The sequence below is a fragment of the Lentzea sp. NEAU-D7 genome (assembly GCF_026242055.1).
Lineage (GTDB): Bacteria > Actinomycetota > Actinomycetes > Mycobacteriales > Pseudonocardiaceae > Lentzea.
The window spans coordinates 33,229-56,215 of record NZ_JAPJDL010000040.1; the positions used below are offsets into that span (position 1 = coordinate 33,229).

18 protein-coding genes are annotated in these 22,987 nt (G+C 69.6%); 2 read left to right on the forward strand and 16 right to left on the reverse strand.

Annotation, left to right across the window (positions count from 1 at the left end; genetic code table 11):
• Window positions 1-13: 13 nt before the first annotated feature.
• The 9 genes from ORI60_RS44265 to ORI60_RS44305 all read right to left on the reverse strand — a co-directional run bounded on the left by ORI60_RS44265 (window position 14) and on the right by ORI60_RS44305 (window position 14,213).
• The gene (locus ORI60_RS44265) at window positions 14-3,088 is read right to left on the reverse strand and encodes a family 43 glycosylhydrolase (protein WP_266043983.1); all 3,075 of its coding nucleotides are present in this window, start codon (window positions 3,086-3,088) and stop codon (window positions 14-16) included.
• A gap of 34 nt (window positions 3,089-3,122) precedes the next feature.
• Window positions 3,123-4,337, reverse strand: coding sequence for a multiple monosaccharide ABC transporter permease (mmsB, locus tag ORI60_RS44270; RefSeq protein WP_266043984.1), 1,215 nt, complete (start codon window positions 4,335-4,337; stop codon window positions 3,123-3,125).
• A complete protein-coding gene (mmsA, locus tag ORI60_RS44275) occupies window positions 4,334-5,839 on the reverse strand; it encodes a multiple monosaccharide ABC transporter ATP-binding protein (RefSeq protein ID WP_323056010.1) in 1,506 nt (501 codons plus the stop codon). Before mmsA ends, mmsB begins: the two co-directional genes overlap by 4 nt.
• A 26-nt stretch (window positions 5,840-5,865) precedes the next feature.
• Entirely contained in the window at window positions 5,866-6,951 is a 1,086-nt protein-coding gene (chvE, locus tag ORI60_RS44280; protein ID WP_266043986.1) for a multiple monosaccharide ABC transporter substrate-binding protein, read from the reverse strand.
• Window positions 6,952-7,231: 280 nt separating this feature from the next.
• Window positions 7,232-9,808 (reverse strand): glycoside hydrolase family 9 protein, encoded by a 2,577-nt coding sequence (locus tag ORI60_RS44285; protein WP_266043987.1) that lies wholly within the window; start codon window positions 9,806-9,808, stop codon window positions 7,232-7,234.
• A 180-nt stretch (window positions 9,809-9,988) separates the two neighbouring features.
• Complete coding sequence (locus tag ORI60_RS44290) at window positions 9,989-11,176, reverse strand: mandelate racemase/muconate lactonizing enzyme family protein (RefSeq protein WP_266043988.1); 1,188 nt, start codon at window positions 11,174-11,176, stop codon at window positions 9,989-9,991.
• Window position 11,177: 1 nt separating this feature from the next.
• Entirely contained in the window at window positions 11,178-12,005 is an 828-nt protein-coding gene (locus tag ORI60_RS44295) for a carbohydrate ABC transporter permease (RefSeq protein WP_266043989.1), read from the reverse strand.
• Window positions 12,005-12,913, reverse strand: a complete 909-nt coding sequence (locus ORI60_RS44300) for a carbohydrate ABC transporter permease (RefSeq protein ID WP_266043990.1) — start codon at window positions 12,911-12,913, stop codon at window positions 12,005-12,007. The genes ORI60_RS44295 and ORI60_RS44300 overlap by 1 nt, the downstream gene beginning before the upstream one ends.
• Window positions 12,914-12,941: 28 nt before the next feature.
• Window positions 12,942-14,213: an ABC transporter substrate-binding protein gene (locus tag ORI60_RS44305; protein WP_266043991.1), complete on the reverse strand. Its 1,272-nt coding sequence runs from the start codon at window positions 14,211-14,213 to the stop codon at window positions 12,942-12,944.
• Between the two features lie 139 nt (window positions 14,214-14,352).
• Here ORI60_RS44305 and ORI60_RS44310 point away from each other — a divergent pair, with 139 nt between their 5' ends.
• A complete protein-coding gene (locus ORI60_RS44310; RefSeq protein ID WP_266043992.1) occupies window positions 14,353-15,117 on the forward strand; it encodes a FadR/GntR family transcriptional regulator in 765 nt (254 codons plus the stop codon).
• Between the two features lie 3 nt (window positions 15,118-15,120).
• On the opposite strand, the gene ORI60_RS44315 is transcribed toward ORI60_RS44310, so the two are convergent.
• Window positions 15,121-15,720, reverse strand: coding sequence for a TetR/AcrR family transcriptional regulator (locus ORI60_RS44315; RefSeq protein WP_266043993.1), 600 nt, complete (start codon window positions 15,718-15,720; stop codon window positions 15,121-15,123).
• An 89-nt stretch (window positions 15,721-15,809) separates the two neighbouring features.
• Between ORI60_RS44315 and ORI60_RS44320 the strand changes: the two genes are divergently transcribed.
• The gene (locus tag ORI60_RS44320) at window positions 15,810-16,367 is read left to right on the forward strand and encodes an NAD(P)H-dependent oxidoreductase (protein WP_266043994.1); all 558 of its coding nucleotides are present in this window, start codon (window positions 15,810-15,812) and stop codon (window positions 16,365-16,367) included.
• A 45-nt stretch (window positions 16,368-16,412) separates the two neighbouring features.
• Here the strand turns inward: ORI60_RS44320 and ORI60_RS44325 are convergent, their stop codons facing one another.
• The 6 genes from ORI60_RS44325 to ORI60_RS44350 all read right to left on the reverse strand — a co-directional run bounded on the left by ORI60_RS44325 (window position 16,413) and on the right by ORI60_RS44350 (window position 22,310).
• Window positions 16,413-16,718: a hypothetical protein gene (locus tag ORI60_RS44325; RefSeq protein WP_266043995.1), complete on the reverse strand. Its 306-nt coding sequence runs from the start codon at window positions 16,716-16,718 to the stop codon at window positions 16,413-16,415.
• A 145-nt stretch (window positions 16,719-16,863) separates the two neighbouring features.
• Window positions 16,864-17,883 (reverse strand): LacI family DNA-binding transcriptional regulator, encoded by a 1,020-nt coding sequence (locus ORI60_RS44330; protein WP_266043996.1) that lies wholly within the window; start codon window positions 17,881-17,883, stop codon window positions 16,864-16,866.
• Entirely contained in the window at window positions 17,880-19,256 is a 1,377-nt protein-coding gene (locus ORI60_RS44335; protein ID WP_266043997.1) for a GH1 family beta-glucosidase, read from the reverse strand. Before ORI60_RS44335 ends, ORI60_RS44330 begins: the two co-directional genes overlap by 4 nt.
• A gap of 2 nt (window positions 19,257-19,258) precedes the next feature.
• On the reverse strand, window positions 19,259-20,074 hold the full coding sequence (locus tag ORI60_RS44340; protein WP_266043998.1) for a carbohydrate ABC transporter permease: 816 nt from the start codon (window positions 20,072-20,074) through the stop codon (window positions 19,259-19,261).
• Entirely contained in the window at window positions 20,071-21,030 is a 960-nt protein-coding gene (locus ORI60_RS44345) for a carbohydrate ABC transporter permease (protein WP_266043999.1), read from the reverse strand. The genes ORI60_RS44340 and ORI60_RS44345 overlap by 4 nt, the downstream gene beginning before the upstream one ends.
• Window positions 21,030-22,310: an ABC transporter substrate-binding protein gene (locus tag ORI60_RS44350; RefSeq protein ID WP_416234598.1), complete on the reverse strand. Its 1,281-nt coding sequence runs from the start codon at window positions 22,308-22,310 to the stop codon at window positions 21,030-21,032. Before ORI60_RS44350 ends, ORI60_RS44345 begins: the two co-directional genes overlap by 1 nt.
• Window positions 22,311-22,987: the final 677 nt, after the last annotated feature.

Below are 22,987 nucleotides of genomic sequence, written 5' to 3' on the forward strand. Positions count from 1 at the left end.
CGAACTCCTCGTATCAGTTGATCAGGGCCCGGCAGTGCTGCGGCCGGATCCGTTGTGGTGCGACGCTCTCCAGCGTCGGTGCGACCGGGACGATGGAGCCGTCGCGGCCGAACCTCATCCTGTCGATCGTGGTCTCGCGGTGCGTGCCGTCCCCGCCGGGGATGGCGAAGCGGTGGTACACGAGGTACCAGTCGTCGGTGCCCGGCACCTGCAGCATCGAGCTGTGGCCGGTGCCCTTGATCCCGAGCCTCAGGTCCTTGCTCAGGATCAGGCCGCGGTTCGTGAACGGGCCGGTGGGGCTGGGCGCCGTCGCGTACGCGACGCGGTAGTCCTCGCTGCGGGTGTCGTCGATCGACCAGCTCAGGTAGTACGTGCCCCTGCGCTCCACCATGAACAGGCCCTCCCGGAAGTCCGTCAGCCCGGTGAGGCGGGTGATCTTGGCCGGGTCGTAGGAGATCATGTCACTGTTGAGCGGAACGACGTAGGCCTCACCGTTGCCCCAGTAGAGGTACGCCTGCCCGGTGCGGTCGACGAAGACGGCCGGGTCGATGGCCTGGCCGCCGCCGGTCGGGTTGCGGGCGACGAGGGGCTGCCCGGAGTCGACGAACGGGCCGGTCGGGGAGTCGCTCACGGCGACGCCGATCTTGGCCTCGGCGCAGAAGTAGAAGTAGTACTTGCCGTCGCGTTCGACGATCGCCGGTGCCCACGCGTTGCGGTCCGCCCAGCTCACGCCCGGACCGAGGTCGAGGATGACGCCCTCGTCCTTCCAGTCGACGAGGTTCTTCGACGACCAGGCGGAGAACCTCGTGCCGCTCCAGCCGTCGAATCCGTCCGTGGTCGCGTAGATGTAGTACGTGTCGCCGAACGCGACGATGTTCGGGTCGGCGTTGAGGCCCGGCAGCACGGGGCTGCGCATCTCGTGGGCCTCGACCGTCCACACCCGACTCTCGCGGCCCGACCGGACGGTGAACTGCCGCGGCTTGCGCAGGTCGACCGGCCCGCTGGGCGTGATGGAGGCGCCGGGGGCGAGACCGAAGTCCAGCTGGACCCGCCGCAGGTCGGTGCCCGGTCGCACGGGGAGCACGACGCTGCCCGGTTCGATGACGGCCGGTGCCTTGAGCGAGTCGTGCGCGACCGACCGGATCAGGGTGGCGTTGAACGGGAGCGCCGCCACCTCGGTGCCCGAGAGCGCCCGGTTGTAGAGGCGGACGTCCTTCATCCTGCCGAGCAGCGTCCGGTCCGCCGCGTAGACCGACCGGCCGAGGTAGTTGGCCGCGGTGATCCCGCCGCCGAGGTCGGACGGCTTGGCGGTGACGCCGGTGTTGCGTGCCACCTCGACACCGTCCAGGTAGAGCACCTCCACGCCCCCGCCGACGGTGAGCGTCACGTTCTTCCAGACACCGCGGGGCAGAGCGCGGCCGGAGTTCACGCCCTGCTCGGTCGTCCAGTTGCCGATGGCGATCGCGCCGCGGTAGGTGTCACCGGTGCTGAACAGGTAGCCGTCGCCGGTGCCGTTCGGCGCGGTGTTGCCGAAGCCGTACAGGAAGTACGGCGTCTGTTGCGCCGGGTCCACCAGCACGTCGGCGGAGATCGTGGCGGCCTGGGCGCCGGTCAGCATGTTGTTCGGCAGCTGGACGTGCCCGCCGCGCAGCGACAGCGATCCTTCGGAGAACGCGGCGTTGCCCGCGAGCACGCCGTCGTAGCCGTGACCGGTGGCGTCGGCGGCCGAACCGGTGAGCGGCCAGTGCGCGACGAGGCCCTTCGCATCGGCCTTCACCGGCGCCGGGGGAGCGGTGAGCCGGGTCAGCTCGGCCTGGGTCACCGGCAGCACGGTGCCGTGCCGCGGGGACGCGGGCAGGCGCGCGCCCGTGGACATCGTCCACTTGCCCGAGGCGAGGTCCGTCGTCTCGAACGGCACGTAGCCGCGGCCGCCGTACTCGTCGATGAAGAGGTACCACTTGTCCTCGGTGTTGGACTTGAACCCGGTCGGGCCCTCACCGGCGCTCAGGCCGGGGCTGGTCGGGGTGGCCTTGCCGATGCACTCGGCGACGAAGTCGTACCTCGGGTTCAGCAGGTCCGCCGACTTCTCCGCGGTGATGTACTTGCTGCACGGCGAGGACGACGAGTTGTTCCGCTCGTCCTTGGTGTAGCGGTAGTAGGTGCCTTCGTGCTCGATGACCGTCGAGTCGATGACCGAGTAGCCGGGGTCGATCCACACCTTCGCCGGGCTGAACGTCACGAAGTCGCGCGTGGTCGCGTACATCATCCGGTTGTAGCTGTCGCCCGTGTGGCCGGGATCGTTCTCCGCGTAGAGCTTCGACGCCCAGTAGACGACGTAGTTGCCGCGCTTGGCGTCCCAGAAGGCCTCCGGTGCCCAGGTGTTGCCCGCGGTCGGCGGCGAGACCTCGACGCTGCGCTGGCGCGACCAGTTCCGCAGGTCGGTCGACTCCCACACCATGAGCGACCGGCTGCCGCTGCGCTGCGCCGCGTCCCAGCCGCGCCCGCCGTTGATCTTCAGGTCGGTGGCCAGCAGGAAGAACTTGTCGCCCTCGGGGGAGCGCAGGATGAACGGGTCGCGCACGCCCAGCTCGCCGAGGCTGGACTTCAGCACCGGCTGGCCGCCGTTGACCTCGGAGAAGTCCAGCGGGTTGTTCCCGTTGCTGGCGGCGGCGTAGATCTGCTCACCGATCGGGCTTCCCTCGCCGGTGAAGTAGAAGAAGCCGTAGCCCGCCAGAGGTTCCTCGACGGGCAACGGGACGACGGTGGCGGTGAGCGCGCGGGTGGTGCTCTGCTGCCCGCGGCTCACCTTCGCCGTCAGCACGACCTTGGTGGGCTTGCCGCCCGCCGGTGGTCGGTTCACCTCGCCGGTCGGCGTGATCACCTCGCCGTTGGACGACCTCCACGTGATGGTCGTGCCGTTCGTTCCCGTGGTGGGCAGGGTCAGGTGTCCGCGGACGTCGTCGATGTTCGGGACTTCCAAGGCGTTCGCCGCCGTCCGCACGAGCGGTTCGGCGGCGGCCGGCGTGACGGGGAGCAGGGCGGCCGTCACGGCCACGACGACTCCGAAATGGCGCAGGGAGGACAACATCGTTGTTGTTCGCCTTCCGGGGAGGGGAGGAACTTCAGGCGCGTCGCTTGGTCCACACGTCGTAGGCGACGGCCGCGAGCAGGACGAGACCCTTCACGAGCATCACGCGTTCACTGGGCGCGCCGATCAGCGACATGCCGTTGTTGATCACACCCATGATCAGGCCGCCGGTGATGGCGCCGACGACCTTGCCGACACCGCCCTGGACCGCGGCGCCACCGATGAACGCGGCCGCGATGGCGTCCAGCTCGAACGACATGCCCGCCGTCGGTCCCGCCTGGTTGAGCCGGCCGGCGAAGATCACGCCGGCCAGCGCGGCCAGCGCGCCCATGTTGACGAACACCCAGAACGTGACGGCCTTGACCTTCACGCCGGACAGCGTGGCGGCCTGCAGGTTGCCGCCGATCGAGTAGATGTGCCGTCCGAACACGGAGTTGCCGGCCATCAGCGAGTAGCCGAGCGCGAGCGCCGCGAGCAGCACCAGCACCCACGGCAGGTTGCGGAACCGGGCGAGCTGCACCACGACCGCCATCACGACGACGCCCACACCGACGATCTTGAGGACGAACACCGGCATCGGTTCGACCGTCTGGTCGTAGCCGAGCCGCGCCGCGCGCTTGCGCCACTGCGACAACGCGAACCCGGCCACGAACGTGAGACCGGCGAGCAGGCTCACCAGGTCGGCGCCGCCGAGCGGCCCGAGACCGATGTTGCCGAGGTAGCCGCCCGTGAACCCGTTCGACAGCGACCGGATCTCGTCGGGGAACGGCCCGATGCCCTGGTTGCCCAGCGTCGTCAGCGTGAGCGCGCGGAACACCAGCATGCCGGCCAGCGTGACGATGAACGCGGGAATGCCGAAGTACGCGATCCAGTACCCCTGCGCGGCGCCGATCAGCGCGCCCGAGAGCAGGGTCAGCAGCACCGCCACCGGCCACGGGAGTCCCCATTGGACGGTGAGCACCGCGCAGATCGCCCCGGTCAGCGCCACCGTCGAGCCGACCGACAGGTCGATGTGCCCGCCGATGATCACCAGGATCATGCCGATCGCGAGGATCAGCACGTAGGAGTTCTGCACGATGATGTTCGAGATGTTCTGCGGCTGCAGCAGGGCGCCGTCGGTCAGCACCGCGAACAGCACGACGATCAGCGCGAACGCGACGTAGATGCCCGACTGCCGCAGGTTGATCGAGAACCGCCGCGACCGCGCGGGCGGGGCGGCGGCGGGTGCGGGCGCGATCTTCGTGGTCATGAGCTCTGTCCTCGCGTCATGTACTGCATCAAGCGTTCCTGCGTTGCCTCTTCGCGGCTGACCTCACCGGTGATGCGGCCTTCCGACAGGGCATATACGCGGTCGCACAGGCCGAGGAGCTCCGGCAGCTCCGAGGAGATCACCAGCACCGCGCGGCCCTGGGCGGCGAGGTCGTTGATGATCGAGTAGATCTCGTACTTCGCGCCGACGTCGATGCCGCGCGTCGGTTCGTCGAGGATCAGCACGTCCGGGTCGGTGAACATCCACTTCGCCAGCACGACCTTCTGCTGGTTGCCACCCGACAGCGTGCCGGTCGGCGTCGACACGGCGGCGGTCCTGATGCCCATCGACCTCCGGAACCGCTCCGCGACCGTGTACTCCTCGTTCTCGTTCACCCAGCCGCGGTTCGCGAGCTTGTCCAGCGCGGCGGCGGAGACGTTGCGCTGCACGCCTTCGATCAGGTTGAGCCCGTACTTCTTGCGGTCCTCGCTCACGTACGCGAGGCCGTGCCGGATCGCGCCGCGCACGGTGCGCGTGTCGATCTCCTGGCCGTCCTTGACCACGCGCCCGGAGATGCCGACGCCGTAGGAACGGCCGAAGACGCTCATCGCGAGCTCCGTGCGGCCCGCGCCCATCAGGCCGGCGAGACCGACGATCTCCCCGCGCCGCAACGACAGCGTGGCGTTGTCGACGACCACCCGGTCCGGCTGGGCGGGGCTGTGCACCGTCCAGTCCTCGATGCGCAGCACCTCCTCGCCGATGTCGGGCGTGCGCGGCGGGAACCGGTGTTCCAGGTCGCGGCCGACCATGCCGGAGATGATGCGTTCCTCGCTGAGCCCCTCGGCGGGCAACGTCTCGATCGTCTTGCCGTCGCGCAGCACCGTCACCGTGTCGGCGATCTTGATGACCTCGCCCAGCTTGTGGGAGATGATCACCGAGGTGATGCCTTCGTTCCGCAGGCCGTCGAGCAGGTCCAGCAGGTGCTGCGAGTCGTCGTCGTTCAGCGCGGCCGTCGGCTCGTCCAGGATCAGGAGGCTGACCTCCTTGGACAGCGCCTTGGCGATCTCGACGAGCTGCTGCTTGCCGACGCCGAGGTCGTTCACCGGGGTCGTCGGGTTCTCCCGCAGTCCCACGCGGTCGAGCAGGGCCTGGGCCTCGTGGTTGGTGCGGTTCCAGTCGATGAACCCGCGCCGGGACCTCTCGTTGCCCAGGAACAGGTTCTCCGCCACGGAGAGCTGGCCGCACAGCGCCAGCTCCTGGTGGATGATCACGATGCCGCGGCGCTCGCTGTCGCGAATGCCGTCGAACGCGCACGGCTCACCCTCGAAGAGGATGTCGCCGTCGTACGTGCCGTGCGGGTGCACCCCGGACAGCACCTTCATCAGCGTGGACTTGCCCGCGCCGTTCTCACCGCAGATCGCGTGGATCTCACCGCGCCGCACGGTCAGGGAGACCTCGTGCAGCGCGGTGACTCCCGCGAACCTCTTGGTGATGCCGCGCATCACCAGGATGTCGTCGGACACGGGACCTACCTGAGCTGGTCGGCGGTGTAGTAACCGGAGTCGATCAGCTCTTTCTGGTAGTTCGCCTTGTCCACGGGGACGGGCTGGAGCAGGAACGACGGCACGACCTTGTTGCCGTTGTCGTAGTCCTTGGTGTTGTTCACCTCGGGCTTGCCGCCCTTGAGCACCGCGTCGGCCATCTTCACCGTGACGTCGGCGAGCAGGCGGGTGTCCTTGTGGATCGTGGAGTACTGCTCACCGGCGATGATCGACTTCACCGAGGCGACCTCGGCGTCCTGACCGGTGACGATCGGGTAGGCCTGACCGGCCGCCCCGTAGCCGCCGCTCTTGAGCGCGGAGAGGATGCCGATCGAGATGCCGTCGTAGGGGGACAGCACGCCGTCGACCTTGGCACCGCCGTAGGTCGAGGTGAGCAGGTCCTCCATGCGCTTCTGCGCGGTCGCGGGGTCCCAGCGCAGGATCGCGACGGTCTTGAAGTCCTTCTGACCCGACTTCACGACGAGCTTGCCCTGGTCGATGAGCGGCTGGAGCACGGACATGGCGCCGTTGAAGAAGAACGTGGCGTTGTTGTCGTCCGGCGACCCGGCGAACAGCTCGACGTTGAACGGGCCCTCGCCCTTCGTCTTCAGGCCGGCCAGCAGCGAGTTCGCCTGCTCCACACCGACCTTGAAGTTGTCGAACGTCGCGTAGTAGTCGACGTTCGGGCTCTTGCGGATCAGCCGGTCGTAGGCGATCACCGGGATCTTGGCGTCGGCGGCCTGCTGCAGCTGCGACGTGATCGCCGTGCCGTCGATCGAGGCGACGATCAGGAGCTTGGCGCCCTTGGTGATCTGGTTCTCGATCTGGTTGGCCTGGGTGGGGATGTCGTTCTCCGCGTACTGGAGGTCGACCTTGTACCCCTTGCCCTCCAGGGCCTTCTTGATGTTGTCGCCGTCGTGGATCCAGCGTTCGGACGACCGCGTCGGCATGGTGACGCCCACCAGCGCACCCTCGCTGGAGGTGGTCTGCTGGTCGACCGTCTTCTGCGCCGAACCACAGGCGGCGAGGGTGACGGCGAGTGCGGTGGTGGCCGCGATCCTGGCAAGCCTCATTGCTTCTCCTCGATGTCACCGGCAGGCAACAGTGCTGTAGGCGGCGAGTGTTATCGCTAACAACTTTCTCGTCAAGTTTCATCTGGATAACAGCAGGTAGTGACTGTTAGCGCTCACAGAGGCCACAAATGTTCACAGAGGTCACCGATGCCTGGGCGCCTGCGGCTCGCGCCTCGCGCCTGCGACCGCGGGTCGGGCGTGGTCCGGTGGTGGTGCGGCCGTCCGCAAACGCCGAGCGCCCGCCGCCACCGAAGTGACAGCGGGCGCATCCCTGGTGCGGTCAGGCGATCTTGCAGGCCTTCCCGTTGACGGTGAAGGCGGTCGGATCGGTTCCGGTGCCGGAGCCGTTGAACCCGATGTGGACGGACTTGCCCGGCTCGACCTGGCCGTTCCACGGCATGCTGGCCGCCGTCACGTCGCGCCCGGTCTGGGTCCACGTGGCCGACCACCCGGCGGTGACCTTCTGGGTGCCGGGGAACGCGAACGCGAGCTTCCACGACGTCCACGCGGTCGTTCCGGTGTTGGTGATCTTCACCTGCGCCGACAGGCCGTCGGTCCACCGGCCGGCGGTGAAGCCGACCTCGCAGTCCGGCTTCGGCGCCGTGGTCCCGGACTTCTCCGCCGCCCAGCCCGTGACCCAGGCGAGCGCGGAGTTCCAGTTCACCGCCACCTCGTTGACCGAGTAGGCACCGATGTCGTCCACCCAGCACTTCTGCTGCGGGCAGCCGGTGAGCAGGCGCTGCGCCACCGGGTCCTGCAGAGCGCTGTTCGGGCCGCCGGACAGCGAACCGGGCGGCGCGATCGGCAGGGTCGGGTCGTTCTGGTTGGCCCAGAACCGGTGGTGCGCGTTGCGCATCGCCTGCTCGCCGTAGCCCGCCACGTACGAGGTGCTCAGCGGGTTGCGGCCGAGGACGTAGTGCAGCGCCTCGAACACGCCGTCGCGGTACTTGGCCGCACCGGTGAAGTCGTGGGCGAGTGCGAGCACCTGGGCGTTGTTCAGGACCGCGGAGTTCGAGCCCCACACGTACCCGTCCACGCTGTTGTCGTACGGCGCGGCGTAGCCCATGCCCGCCATGGCGGTCAGGTGCTGGTCCGCGACCGTGGCGAACGCGGACTTGATCGCCGTGACGTCCGCCGCGGGCAGGCCGTTGGGCGCCAGGGCGAGCGTGATGTCACCCAGCGGCGCCGTACCGCCCCAGTAGAAGCCGGCCCTGGTCAGGCCTGCCGCCTTGTAGTGCGGCGAGGCGGTGACGTCGGTCCGGTAGGCGCTGTCGCCCGTGGTCGCGTACAGCTCCGACGCGGCCCAGTAGAACTCGTCGCTCACGGTGCTGTCGCTGTAGGCGCCACCGCCGGTGCCGTCGTTCGGGTCGGCGATCTTGGCCGGGTTCGCCTTGGCCGCCGTGTACGCCTTGCGGGCGGCCGCGAGCAGCGTCGCCGAGTACGTGGCGTCGATGCCCTTCCACAGCCGGGACGCCTGCGCGGCGACCGCGGCCAGGTTCAGCGTCGCGGCGGTGCTGGTCGCGGACAGCCGGCGCGGCTGGTCGTCCAGCTCGGGCCGGGTCGGCAGGGCCGTCCAGTTCGCGTCGTGGATCTTGTGGTGCGCCATGCCGTCCGGTGCCTGCATCTTCAGCAGGAAGTCCACCTCCCAGCGCGCTTCGTCGAGGAGGTCCGGCACGCCGTTGCTCTTCTCCGGGATGGCGAGCGTGCCGTCGCGGAACGCGGTCGCGTCACCGACGCGGGTGGCCCGCTCGTAGGAGTTGAGCAGCTGCCAGGCCGCGATGCCGCCGTTGACCACGTACTTGCCGTGGTCACCCGCGTCGTACCAGCCGCCGCGCACGTCGAGCGTGTACCCGCAGGCCAGGTCGGCGCGGCACGGCACGTTGTCGTCACCCTGGTTGGGAGCGACGTTGACGTGCCCGGCGGGACGCGAGTACTCGTCCCCGACGTACTGCGCCTCGATCGGCGTTCCGCTGCGCTGGTGGTAGAAGAACGCGAGCGAGTCGTAGCGCAGCCGCTTGATCGGGTCCGCGGAGATGTCGAACGGGAAGCTGCTGTCCTCGCCGACGGACAGCGTGTAGCCGGTGCCGGCCGTGTCGAACGACGAGAAGTCGATCTGGTGCACCGAGTCGCCGGACGTGGCGTCCGCGCCCTTGGGCGTGCTCTGGCCGGTGGCCACCGTCGCGCCCGCGGAGTTCTTGAGCGTCCACGTCTGCGGCGTCGTCGCCGTGGAGACGAGGGTCGCCCGCTTGGGCAGGCCCGGCACGTACCCGACCAGGTCGACCTGGACCTTCCTGGTGGGGTTGGGGTTGACACCACCGGGCGGCTTCACGCCGCCGATCACCGAGACGTTGTCCACGCAGATGGTGTTGTCGGCGGGCTGGCCGCCCAGCTGGAACGCGACCTGGCCGTTGCCCGCGTCCGGGAAGTCCAATGTGGACGTGAAGGTGAAGGTGAAGCGCTGCTTCGCCGGGGAGAGCGTGAACTGCTGGCTCGCGATCCCGCGGTACGGGCTCACGCTCTCACCGGCGGCGGCCGTGATCGGCTGCGCCGTCGTGGCGTGGGCGTCGAACGAGAAGGTGTAGGACTGGCCGCTCTCGAACGGAACTCCGTTCTGGCCGATCAGGGCGTCCCACGGGTTCGTGGTGCCGCCGGTGACCGCCGCGCACAACTCGCCGCCGGTGACCCGGTTGGTCACTCCGGCGCCGGCCCACCAAGGATCGGCGGCGCCGCTGTCGAACGTGCCGTTCAGCACGCGTTCGTAGTCCGCCGCCGCAGCGGCGCCCGCGGCCTGGAGTGAGCTCGCCGTCAGCACCGCGAGCAGGGTCGCGGCGAGGAGACGTGGGGGTTGCGATCTCATGCTGTGAGGTTCTCCGTCCTCGTCGACGGGCGCTCTGGGAGCGCTCCCAGGGCGACCGTAGGCCGAGTTCGGCGACGGCTACAAGCCCCCTTTCGGTCACCGGCGTACTTTCGACGGTCGATTCGACTCGAAGTGCCGGTACGGTCAGCGGGACTCCACTGTGGACAGAACGTCGATCCGCTACACCCCGGCGTTGAGGACGGGGCTGCCGCTCTCCTCGCCCGCCTCCACCGCGTGCAGGCGCCGACCGGCCCGCTCGGGCCGGATGTGCGTGCCACCGGCCGCCGGGTGGGGGAGCAGGTGACTGGACGCGGCGATGGTCTCCTCGTCGAGCCGCACGCCCAGTCCTGGGCTGTCACCGAGGACGTAGGCGCCGTCCTCGACGTGCAGGTCGAGTGAGACGCCCACCGCGGGCCGCAGGTCCTGCAGTTCGCTGACCAGGTGGTTGGGCACCGACGTGGCGGCGTGCAGCAGGCCGATCGGGCTGGTGCCGATGGGGCTCACGGGCAGGTCGTGGGCGTGCGCGAGGGTGGCGACCCGGAGGAAGTGGGTGATGCCCCAGACACCGGCCGTCTGCACGACGTCGACGGCGCCCGCCGCCATGAGCGGGCGGTGCTGCTCGAGCCCGGTGAGGTTCTCGCCGGTGGCGACGGAGGCGCGGATCCCGCGGCCCACCGCCGCGTGGCCCTCCACGTCCCAGCGCCGGACGGGCTCCTCGACCCACGTGAGGTCGAACGTCCTCTCGAGCTCGGTGACGTAGCGGACCGCCTGCTTGCGCGTCCAGGTCTCGTTGACGTCGAGCATGAGGCTCGGCCGCGCACCGCCGCCCGCCTCGGTCAGGACGTCCCGGACGAGGGCGAGCCGGCGCCGGTCGCGGTCCACGTCGAGGCCGCCCTTGATCTTCGCCGCGCGCAGCCCCCGGTCGGCGTAGGCCTGGTACACCGCGACGAGCTCGTCGTCGGTCAGCGCGATGTCCAGCGCCGAGGCGTAGGCGGGCACGCGGCGGTCGCGGCCGCCTAGCAGCCGCCACAGCGGCTCGCCCGCCGCCTGGGCCTTGATGTCCCAGAGCGCGCTGTCGAGGGCTCCGATGGTGCCGAACACCGCACCGGCGTGGCCGGCCTTGAACACCCGCCGCAGCATCCGGTCGTACAGGGCCGTGACGCCACGCGGGTCCTCGCCCTCGACGGCGGCGAAGACGGCCTCGATCTCCACGTGCGGGCCGAGTCCGACGCCGGTGAGGCCCGCGTCGGTCTCCACGACGACGATCGGGACGCGGACGAGGCCGTCGGGGACCACGCCGTTGGCGTCGCCGACCGGACGCCCCCAGTCCTGGACCGTGGTGAGCGTCCGGTAGCCAGTGATGCGCATGTCAGCCCTTCGTGGACCCGGCGGTGACACCGTCGGCGATCTGGCGTTGCAGGAACAGGTAGACGACGAGGACGGGAACCGCGGCGATCAGCACGCCCGCGGCGAACGTGGGGATGTCGTCGGAGTACTGCCCGCGCAGCGATGTGACACCGACCATGAGAGTGCGGTGCTCCGCGGACGGCATCATCAGCAACGCGATGAGCACGTCGTTCCAGCAGAACAGGGCGTTGAGCACGCCGACCGACAACAGCGCGGGCGCGCCGATCGGGAGCATGATCCGCCAGTAGACCCCGTACACCGAGTTCCCGTCGATGCGCGCGGCGTCGACGATCTCCGCCGGCACGGTGGCGTAGTAGCTCGTCAGCAGGAAGATCGTGAACGGCAGGAACTGCGCCACGTACGCGAGGACCAGGCCGGGGTAGGTGTCGATGAGACCGGTGTCCGCCATCGTCCGCGCCAGCGGCACCATGATCACCTGGAACGGCACGAACAGCGCCGCGAGGATCCCCAGGAAGAGCGCGGACGAACCGCGGAACCTCAGTCGTCCCAGTGCGAAGCCGGCCATCGAGCCGATCAGCAGCAGCAGCGCGACCGAGCACGCCACGACGACCACGGAGTTCAGGAAGTACCGGGACATCCCGACGCTCGTCCACGCCTTGACGACGTTGTCGAGGCTGAACGAGTCCGCCGGGGAGAACCGGTCGAGGACGTACTCGCGGCGGGTCTTCATGGCGACGTTGGTGGTGAACACCAGCGGGTAGATCGTGGCCAGGGCGAGTGCCGCCATCGGGACGGCGGCGACCCACCTGGCCGGCCGGGTACCGGGCATCAGTCCTCCTCGCCCGCGGCGCGGCGCAGGATCGCGATCTGGGCCAGCCCCACCACGAGCATGATCCCGAACAGCGCGGTCGAGGCGGCGGAGGCGAGCGCGGGCTGGTTCAACCGCCCCTGCTGGATCCAGATGTAGTACTCGGGCAGGTACGTCGACCCCTCCGGGCCTCCGCTCGTCATCACGTAGAGCAGGCCGAACATCGAGGTCAGCATGCCGATCATGGTGGTGACGACGACGAACTGGATCGTGCGCCGCAGGCTCGGGACGATCACGTGCCGGACGGTCTGCGCGAACGACGCGCCGTCCACCCGTGCGGCGTCGAGCAGCGACTGGTCGAGCGTGGCGAACCCGGCCAGGAAGACGACCAGCGCCATGCCGAACGTCGCCCAGACGTGCACCGCGACGACGACGAAGAACGCCACGCCGGGATCGCCGAGCCAGTCCACCGGGCCGATCCCCAGGCCGCCGAGCACCCCGTTGAGCGGTCCGTCGAACGCCAGCAGCAGGGTGAAGATCGCGCCGACGATCACCGGTGAGAGCACCGCGGGGAAGAAGTAGACGCCGCGGTAGACGCGGTGTCCCGGCACGCGCAGGTAGATGAACGTGGCGAGGAGCCCCGGGATCGCCACCGCCACCGGGAGCAGCAGGACGAGCAGCCCGACGTTGCGCAGGGCCGTGCGAAACAGGGGATCGGCGAACAGGGTCACGTAGTTGTCGAGGCCGACCATGACCCCGTCGCGGTCACCGTCTCCGGTGAAGGAGAAGTTGACGCCCAGCACCAGCGGCCACAGGCGCAGCCCGACGATGATCAGGACGGCCGGCGCCACGAGCACCAGGGGAGCGAGGCGCTCGGCCCGCGAGCCGGACCGGCGCGGCCGCGCGGGCCTCGCCGGAGCCGGGCTCACTGGGGAGAGGGTGGGTGCCGCCACGGTGTCAGCCGGTCTTGTCGGAGGCGGCCAGCTGCGCCACCGCGTCGTCCACTGTGGCCGATCCGCTGAGCAGCTGCTGGGAAAGACGTCCCATCAGGTCGAGGGTCTTCGACGACAGGGCGACGTGCAGAGCGGGCTTGCCCTCCTTCACCTCCGTGACGATCGCCTTGACTGCGGGCCCGCCGGAGGAGACGTCGATCGTCGAGTCGGACGCGATGGCGCCGCCGTCGGCGTAGAACGCCTTCAGCGCGTCGGCGGAGGTCAGTGACCGCACCAGGTCCGCCGCCAGCTTCGGGTCCTCGGTCCACTTCGCGACCGCGTAGCCGATGCCGCCGTCGAAGGGCAGGCTCGGCTTCGCCGCGGGGTTGACCACCGGTGCCCGCATCACGCCGAGCTTCTCCGGGGTGAGGAACTCGGCGAAGTCCTTCCAGTGCCCGACGTCCGACATCAGGCCGATGACGTTGGCCGCCTTGCCGGAGTTGAAGAGCGCGAAGGCGTCGTTGAACATCGCCGTGGAGTTGGCGCCGTCGGTGTTCAGCCCGGAGTCGGCGGTCTGCTTCCACAGCTCGAAGATCCGCTTGACGTTCGCCAAGGACCAGTCCCGCTTCCCGGCGATCCAGTCGTCGTACTCCTGCGGCGTCAGGACCGCCGATCCCGTGGCGGACAGGAAGAACTGGATGCCGTAGCCCTCCTTGTTGCCCTGTGCCAGGCACTTCGCGCCGGTCTTCTGGGTGATGACGCCGCAGTTCCTGACGAAGTCGTCCCACGTCCTCGGCGGGGAGTCCGGGTCGAGGCCGGCCTTCTGGTAAAGGTCTTTGTTGTAGTAGACGGGATGTCCCTGCAGGGTCACCGGCGCGGCGTAGACCTTGCCGTCCTTGGTGAACGCGTCCCAGCCGGCCAGCCGCTGCCGGTCGTCGGCGACGTAGGAGTCGAGCGGGGCGAGCGCGCCGGCCCGGTCGCGGATCTGCCCGCCGCCGTTGAAGAGCACGACGTCGGGACCCTTGCCGGCCTGGATGGCCGCGCCGAGCAGGGTGTAGTACTGGTCGAACGGCTGCGCCACGAACTCGACGGCCACACCGGGGTGCTTCTTCGCGAAGTCGGCCTTCGCCTTCTCCACGTAGGCGGCGGCCTTGGCGTCACCGGACTTCCAGTCCCACACCACGAGCTTGTCGCCGGAGCCGCCGGTCGTGGAGTCCGGTCCGGACGCGCTGCCGCATCCTGCCGTCAGCGTCAGCCCCACGACCAGGGCGGCGGACAAGAGTGTGCGCTGCTTCATCGCTGGCTCACTTCTCTTCCCGAGAGGGCGCCGGGCTGCGTCGTTCCCGACGGGGTGCCGTGAACGTAAGTCGTATGACGTATTACGTCAATCGCCCGTTCTGCAGTACCCTCGCCGCACGGACGCGACCGGAGGAACGATGACCGCACCAGGCGCGAGACCGCCCGCCGCCGCCCCGGGCTGGGTCCGCAGGCCGGCGAGCCTGGCCAGCGCGGTGACCGCCGAGCTCGTGAGCCGGATCGTGCGCGGCGACCACCCCTCCGGGACGTCGCTGCCTCCCGAGCCCGCGCTGTGCGAGGCGTTCTCGGTGAGCAGGACCGTCATCCGCGAAGCGGTCAAAGTGCTGCAGGAGAAGGGTCTGGTGCAGGTTCGCCAGGGCGCGGGCACCCAGGTCACCCCGCAGGCGGCGTGGAACGTGCTCGACGAACTCGTCCTGGGGGCGATCGTCGCCGAGGACGAGACGCTCGCGGTGCTCGACGACCTGGTGGTCACCCGGCGCCTGCTCGAGTCGGACATGGCCCAGGCCGCCGCCCGCACCGCCGACGAGGCCACCGTCGCCGCGTTGCGCGACCTCGTCGAACTGATGGACCGGCTGGTCGGCGACCCGGACGCCTACCGGGAGCAGGACCGGCTCTTCCACGACCGGATCATGCGGGCCTCCGGCAACCGCATCGCCAGGGGAGTGGTGCGCGCGCTGGAGAGCCAGGTGATCAACACCGCTCGCTACACGGGCCGCAGCGACCGCGCCCTGTGCGCCGCCTCGAACGCGGGCCACCGCCTCGTCTTCGAACGGATCGCCGCACACGACCCCGCCGGTGCCGCCGAGGCCATGTTCACGCACATCACCGAGGCCTGGCTGGTCCGCCGCAGCGACGTCGGGGATCCCAGCCGCCTGGAGCGGTAGCGCTCAGGACAGGAGCCGGTCCACCAGGTCGAGCCACGCGGCCTCCACCCGTGCCAGCGGCATGCCCCGGCCGCGCACGAGGTGGTCGGTCAGCACGACGTCCACCGACGCCAGCAGGGTGTGGGCGAGCAGGTCGGCGTCGGCGCCGGGCAGGAGCGCGCGCACCAGCACGGCGACGTGCCGGTGGCGCAGCTGCCGGGCGGGGACCGCGAACCGGCGGCCCGGTGACGGCTCGGCCGCCAGGTAGAGCTCCAGGTCGGCGTGCTCGTGGCGCAGCAGGGCCGGGCCGAACGCCCTGAGCCTCGTGGCCGGGTCGGCCTCGGGCCCGAGCGGTGGCCCTCCGGTGAGGAACGCCTCCTGGAACAGGCTCTCCGAGCGGTCCAGCAGGGCCTGGATCAGGCCGTTGCGGTCACCGAAGCGCCGCGACACCGTGCCCTTGCCGACCCCGGCCTCGGCGGCGACGGCCTCCATCGTGATCGCCGCCGCACCCCGCCGTGCCGCCAGCCGGGCGGCGGCCTCCAGCAGCAACGCCCGGTTGCGCACGGCGTCCGCGCGCAGGTGCGGCTCCGCGGTGGCGAGGGGCAGGGCTGTGCTGTCGATCACCTCGGGCAGCGTATCCGGAAGATAAACGGGCCGCGTTCCGTTTAGCGTGGGTAGTCGCCCGACCACACCGAACCACTGGGAGTCACGTCATGGCCGTCCGCATCCTCACGCTCGTCGGCAGCCTCCGTTCGGGATCGCACAACCGCAGGCTCGCCGAGGCGGCGGTCCAGATCGCGCCCGAGCACGTCGAGGTCGGCCTGTTCGAGGGCCTGGACACCGTGCCGTTCTACAACGAGGACATCGACGCCGAGGGCACCGTGCCCGCCTCCGCCACCCGGCTGCGGGAGGCCGCCGCCGAGGCGGACGCCCTGCTCCTGGTGTCGCCGGAGTACAACGGCACCATCCCCGCCGTGCTGAAGAACGCCATCGACTGGCTGTCCCGCCCCTACGGCGCGGGTGCCCTGTCCGGCAAGCCGGTCGCCGTCGTGGGCACCGCGTTCGGCCAGTACGGCGGCGTGTGGGCGCAGGACGAGGCCCGCAAGGCCGTCAAGATCGCCGGTGGCGCGGTCGCCGAGGACCTGACCCTCTCGATCCCCGCGTCGGTGGTGCGCTTCGCCGACCTCCACCCGGTCGACGACCCCGAGGTCACCGAGAAGCTGTCCGGTGTGGTCGAGGGCCTCGCCGCCCGGGCCGCCGCCACCGTCTGACCACACGACGCTGATGTCCTTCGGCCGCACCGCGACCGAAGGACATCAGCGCATCGTGACGGCGCGCCAGTGCGCGGAGTCGTCCTGGGTGCCGGGGCGGTTCTCCTGGTACCAGTCCATGATGCGCCGGCGCCCCGCGTCCGTGATGTGGTAGCCGAGGTGGTCGCCGACCGGCGCCCAGATCAGCTCGCTCTGCAGGGCGTGCTCGATGGCGTCGCGCCGGCACATGCTCTGCAGCAGCCACGGCCACACCATCCCCTGCGCGGTCATCCACAGCACGCGCAGCACCGCCGTGTCCGGCAGCTCCGGACCCTCGTCCGGTGACTCGTCGAAGAATCGGCCCACCTGCATCCGCAACCCCCGCTCTCTCCCACTCGCATGTCGTAATACGGCGTGGTCCTGACCGTGGTTCAGGCCCGGGAGGAATTGCTTCCGCGTCGAATGGTTCGAGTCGATTCGACGGGAGGGCGATCGAACCGTTGGCGGGCAAGCAGGATCACGCGCTGGAGCGGCGCACCAGGGACGTGGGCAGCAGCATGGACTGCGGCAGCTTCTCCTCGCCGGCCAGCTCGGCGAGCAGCCGCCAGGTCAGGGTCCGGCCGAACCCCTCCACGTCCTGCCGCACGGTGGTGAGCGGCGGGACGGCCGTCGACGCGAGCACGGAGTCGTCGAACCCCACCACCGCCACGTCGTCGGGGATGCGGTAGCCGCGCGCCTGGAGCACCCGCAAGGCGCCCAGCGCCATGATGTCCGCCGCCACGAAGACCGCGTCGAGATCGGGTGCCCTGCGCAGCAGCTCCTCCATCGCGAGAGCCCCGCTGTCGGGCGTGAAGTCGCTGTGCACCACGAGCTCCACGCCCATGCCGTGCTCCGCGAGCCCGCACCGCCAGCCGCTCAGGCGGTCCATGCCCACCGCCATGTCGACAGGCCCGGCGATCGTGGCGATCTTCTCGCGGCCCAGGGAGATGAGGAAGCGGACGGCGCCGAGCGCGCCGTTGAAGTTGTCCGCGTCGACGAACGGGACGGAGCCGCCCGCGAGCGGGCGGCCGCCCACCACGATGGGCAGCCCCGTCTCGTGCAACGTCCTCGGCAACGGGTCCTCGCCGTGCAGGCTCACGACGAGGGCACCGTCGACGTGCCCGCCGGTGAGGTACGCGATCTGGTCCTCACCGTCGAGCGGCTGGTTCATCATCAGCAGGAGCTGGACGTGCCGTCCCGCGAGCTCCGCGTGCACCCCGCGCAGCACTCCGGCGAAGAACGGGTCGGCGAGGACCCGGCTGCCCTGCTCGGAGATCACCAGCGCGATCGCGTTCGCCTTGCTGCCCGCGAGGGTGCGCGCGGCGTGGTTGGGGCTGTACCCGAGCATCGCGATCGCGCGGTGCACCGCCTGGCGCGAACGCTCGCTCACGTACTTCTCGCCGTTGATCACCCTGGAGACGGTGGACTTCGACACCCCGGCCACGCGCGCGACCTCCTCGATGCGCGGGCCGGGGCGCCGAGTCCTGCCTTCCGTCATGAGACGGCGACCAGCGCGTTGTCCCGAGCGACCCTGCTGTACCACCTCGCACTCATCTTCGGCGTGCGGATCTGCGTGTCGTAGTCGACGTGGACGATGCCGAACCGCTTCGCGTACCCCTCGGCCCACTCGAAGTTGTCCAGCAGCGACCAGCAGAAGTAGCCGCGCAGGTCGACGCCCGCCTCGATCGCCGCGTGGGCGGCGCGCAGGTGGGACGCGATGAAACCGGTGCGGTCCACGTCGTCGATCGCACCGTTGCCGGAGAAGTCGTCGCGGAACGCGGCGCCGTTCTCCGTGATGTACAGCGGAAGCCGCGGGTAGTCTTGGTGCACCCGCATCAGCACCGCGGTGAGCCCGTCCGGCCTGACCTCCCAGCCCATGTCGGTCATGGGGGCGTCCCGCGGCGGGAACGACGCGTGCTGCACGCCGACCCACGGCGACGGACCGGCCTCGCCGTTGGGCGAGGAGCTGACGTAGTGCTCGGTGTAGTAGTTCACGCCCAGCATGTCCATCGGCCCCGAGATGACGCCGAGGTCGCCGTCCTTGATGTGCTCGCTGAACCCGAACGGCTCGAGGTCCGCGAGGATGTCGGCCGGGTACTCGCCGCGCAGCAACGGGTCCAGGAAGATCCGCTGCTGCAGCCCGTCGAGCCTGCGCGCGACGTCGAGGTCCGCCGGGTTGCCGGGGTCCACGGGGATGATCGGGTACATGTTGAGCGTGATGCCCACCTTGGCGTCCGGCTGGGCGGCGCGGATGGTGTCGGCCGCGAGCCCGTGCGCGAGCAGCAGGTGGTGCACGGCGGCGACCGCGGCGGCCGGCTCGGTGCGGCCGGGGGCGTGGATCCCGCCCGCGTAGCCGAGGAACGCCGAGCACCACGGCTCGTTCATCGTGGTCCAGGTGCCGACCCGGTCACCGAGGGCCTCGACCGTGGCGGCCGCGTAGTCGGCGAACCGGAAGGCGGTGTCGCGGTTCGCCCAGCCGCCGGTCTCCTCCAGCTTCTGCGGGAGGTCCCAGTGGTACAGCGTCGGCCACGGCACGATGTCGTGCGCCAGCAACGAGTCGATCAACCTCTGGTAGAAGTCGAGCCCTGCCTGGTTGACCTTCCCCCCGTCCGGCCGCACGCGCGGCCAGGCGATCGAGAACCGGTAGGCCTTGAGTCCCAGGTCCGCCATCATGGCGACGTCCTGCTCGAAGCGCCGGTAGTGGTCGGCGGCGGGTTCACCGCAGTCGCCGCCCACCACCTTGCCGGGCTGACGGCAGAACTCGTCCCAGATGGAGTCTGTGCGGCCGTCCACGTCGGTCGCACCTTCCACCTGGAACGCGGCGGTCGCGGCTCCCCACAGAAAACCCTGCGGGAAAACAATGTTCTCCATTTTCACCCCTTGACGGCGCCCTGCATCACACCGGCGACGATCTGCCGCCCGAGCACGAGGAAGACGATGAGCACCGGAACCGTCGCGAGCGTGGTTCCGGCGAGGACGAGCGAGTAGTCGACGTAGTAACCGCTTTGCAGCTTCTCCAGCGCGACCTGCAGCGTCGGGTTGTCGGCGTTGAGCACGACCAACGGCCACAGGAAGTCGTTCCAGGACTGCATGAACGTGAACACGCCCAGCATCGCGGCGGCCGGCCGGGCGGCGGGCAGGGCGACGTGCCAGAACGCACGCCACAGGCTGCAGCCGTCCATCCGCGCGGCCTCGACGAGTTCGTCGGGAATGGCGTCGAGCAGGTACTGCCGCATCCAGAACACGCCGAACGCGGTGACGAGGTTCGGCACGATCACGGCTTCGAGCTCGCCGGCCCAGCCGAACTCGGCCATCGCCATGTACAGCGGGATGATCCCGAGCTGGGTCGGCACCGCCAGCGTCGCCACCACGAACAGGAACAGCACGCCCCTGCCGCGGAAGCGCAGCTTGGCGAAGGCGAACCCGGCCAGTGTCGAGAGCAGCACCACCGAGAACGTCACGGTGCCGGACACGAGGAAGCTGTTGCCCAGCGCCTTCCAGAACGGCACGGTGTCGAACACGCGTGCCGCGTTGGAGAAGAAGTTGCCGCCGGGGATCAGCGTGAAGTCGCCTGTCAGCACCGAGTTGTCGCGGCTCGCGACCAGGAACGACCAGTAGAAGGGAAAAGCGGAACCGAGCACGAACGCGGCGAGGATTCCGTAGATCGCGAAGGACGGTCGTTTCGTCATCGCACGGCCCTCCTGGTGAGGAAGAAGTTGAGGGCGGCGACTGCGATGACGACCATGAACAGCACCCACGCGATCGCGGAGGCGTAGCCCAGGTCGAGGCCCTGGAACGCCGACTGGTACAGGTAGAGCACGACGGTCTGGTACTGGTGCTCGGTGCCGCCGCCGCTGCCGCCGGACGGCTCGAACAGCTTCGGCTCGGTGAAGATCTGCAGGCCGCCGATGGTCGAGGTGACGACCACGAAGATCAGCGTCGGCTTCAGCATCGGGAGCGTGATGCTGAAGAACCGCCGCAGCGCGCTCGCGCCGTCCACCAGTGCCGCCTCGTAGACGTCACGGGGGATCGCCTGCATCGCGGCGAGGATGATCAGCGCGTTGTAGCCGGTCCACCGCCAGTTGACCATCGACGCGATGGCGACGTGACTGCCGAACGTGCTGGCCTGCCAGTCGATCGGGTCGATGCCGACGAGCCCGAGCACGTCGTTCACCAGGCCGTACTGCGGTCCGAACAGGTTGCCGAAGATGATCGTCAACGCCACGAGGCTCGCCACGTAGGGGAGCAGCACGCCCATCCGCCAGCCGGTGCGGGCCCGCAGGTTCGCGTTCAGCAGCGCCGCGATCACCACCGCGACGACGATCTGCGGCGCGCTCGAGAGCAGGAAGATGCTGAAGGTGTTGAAGAGCGCGTTCCAGAACTGGTCGTCCTCGAACAGCGTCCGGTAGTTCTCCAGACCGATGAACAGCGGCTCGTCGGCACCGACCTCCCAGTCGAACAGGGAGACGTAGGCAGTGTAGAGCAGCGGGAACAAGCCGATCGCCCCGAAGAGCACGAAGAACGGTGCGACGAACAGGTACGGCGACACCTTGGTGTCCAGGTTGGACAGCCGGTACCGCCGCGGAGGCCGCGGGCGAGTCTCCTGAACTCGCCCGCGGTCAACCTTGGAGAGAGTGGCGGTCACTACTTGGCCGCCTTCTTGGCGCCTTCGACGGCGGTCGTCCACGCCTCGTCAGCGTTCTTGCCCTGCTCGACCGACTGCAGTGCCGGGCTGAAGACCGTCTCCTGGATCTGGCCGTCGGCCGGGCCCTTGTACTGAGCGGCCTTGATCTTCTTGGCCTGCGTGGCGAACAGCGCGCCGGCCTTGACGTTGCCGAAGTAGGCGTTGGTCTGCTCCAGCAGCTCAGGCGCCTCGAGGGCCTTGACCTGGCTGGGGAAGGTGCCCTTGGCCTTGAACGCCTTGATCTGCTGCTCCGGCGCGGTCAGCCAGGCGGCGAGCTCGGCGGCCTTCTTCGCGTTCTTGCTCTGCTTCGGCACGCTCAGGTACGAGCCACCCCAGTTGCCGCCACCGTTCGGGAACGCGTCGGTGACCGCCCACTTGTCCTTGTTCTCGGGGCCGGCCTGCGTCTCGACCACGCCGAGCATCCACGACGGGCAGGTCTTGGTGGCGAACTTGCCGAGCTTGAAGCCGGTGTTCCACTCGTTGCTGAACGCACCGAGGCGAGCCGACTGTCCCTTCGCGACGGCGCCGGTCACCGCGGTCCAGTTGGACTTGATGTCGGCGTTGGTGTCGACGACCAGCTTGTCCGACTTGTCGTAGTAGCCGGTCTCGAGCTGGTTGTGCATGGCGTTGTAGACCTGCGCGGCGCTGTCGAACCACGCGACGCCCGGAACCTTGGCGACGAACTGGTCACCGGCGGCGAAGTAGCTGTCCCACGTGGCGAAGAGCGCCTTGACGCCCTCGGGGTCGGACGGCAGACCGGCCTGCTGGAACAGGTCCTTGCGGTAGCACATGGCCAGCGGACCGATGTCGGTGCCGTAGCCGATGAGCTTGCCGTCCTTGGTGGTCATCGCCTGGGTCTTCCAGTCCAGCCAGCGCCCGTCCTCGACCTTCGGGCCGATCTCCTTGAGATCGTTGAACTGGGAGGCCTTCGACATCACCTGGCTGAGGTAACCCTCTTCGACGCCCTCGATGTCCGCGAGGCCGGAACCCGCGCCCAGCTTGGTGAACAGGTTCTGGTGGTGGGGCTGGCCCTGACCGGTCTTGCGCTGCGTGATCTTGACGTCCGGGTGAGCCGCCTCGTACTCCTTGAACAGCTCTTCATAGCCGAACTCGTTGAACGTGGCGATCGTCAGCTCGGTCTTGCCGTCCGCGGTCTGACTGGCCCCACCTGTCCCGCACGCTGTCGTGGCGGCGGCGGACACGGCGGCACAGATCAGCACGCTGATCCAACGGTGTCGCACGGGAGAACTCCTCTGGTCTCGGCGGCGGGTTCTGGGAGCGCTCCCAGACGTCGAGGAGTGTCGTCCCGGCTTCGAACGTGTGTCAAGACACACTTCGGCCAGTGCCAGCGGGTTTCGTCGTCGCTCGACCGGGTGACCTCGTCGTTCATGGCTCAGGTCACAGTTTTGAAACCTGGGAGCGTTCCCGGAAATATGACCGATGGGTTAACAGTGCGTGCTGCTCCCGGCACGCACCGCGTCGAGCGGGTCGTGGTGAGTTGCGGGGAGGGCGTCGGGTGGGCGGGCGCGTCAGGCGAGGGGTGGCGGCGGTGGGGGCGGACGCCATTTGGAGGACTGCGTTGGGCGCGGAAGGGGTTGCGTGGGGCGGCTTTCGGGGGCAGCGGCTGCGTTGGATGGCCTCGGGCGGGCAACGCGTTGCCGGGCCGCGGTCGGGCTGACGCGGTGCTTCGGTGGGACGGTGCGAGGCGGGTGCCGTGTCGGGCCGGGACTCGGACGCGCACCGCGTCAGGCAGAGGCCGCGTCAGGTAGAGGCCACGCCGGGTGGAGGAGGCGGCGTTGGTGGAGGCGGCCTTCGGTGTGTTCATCGCCTCTGGCGGCCGCCGCCGCTGGCCGCCGCCGCCGCTGGCCGCCGCCGCCGCTGGCCGCCGCCGCTGGCCGCCGCCGCCGCTGGCCGCCGC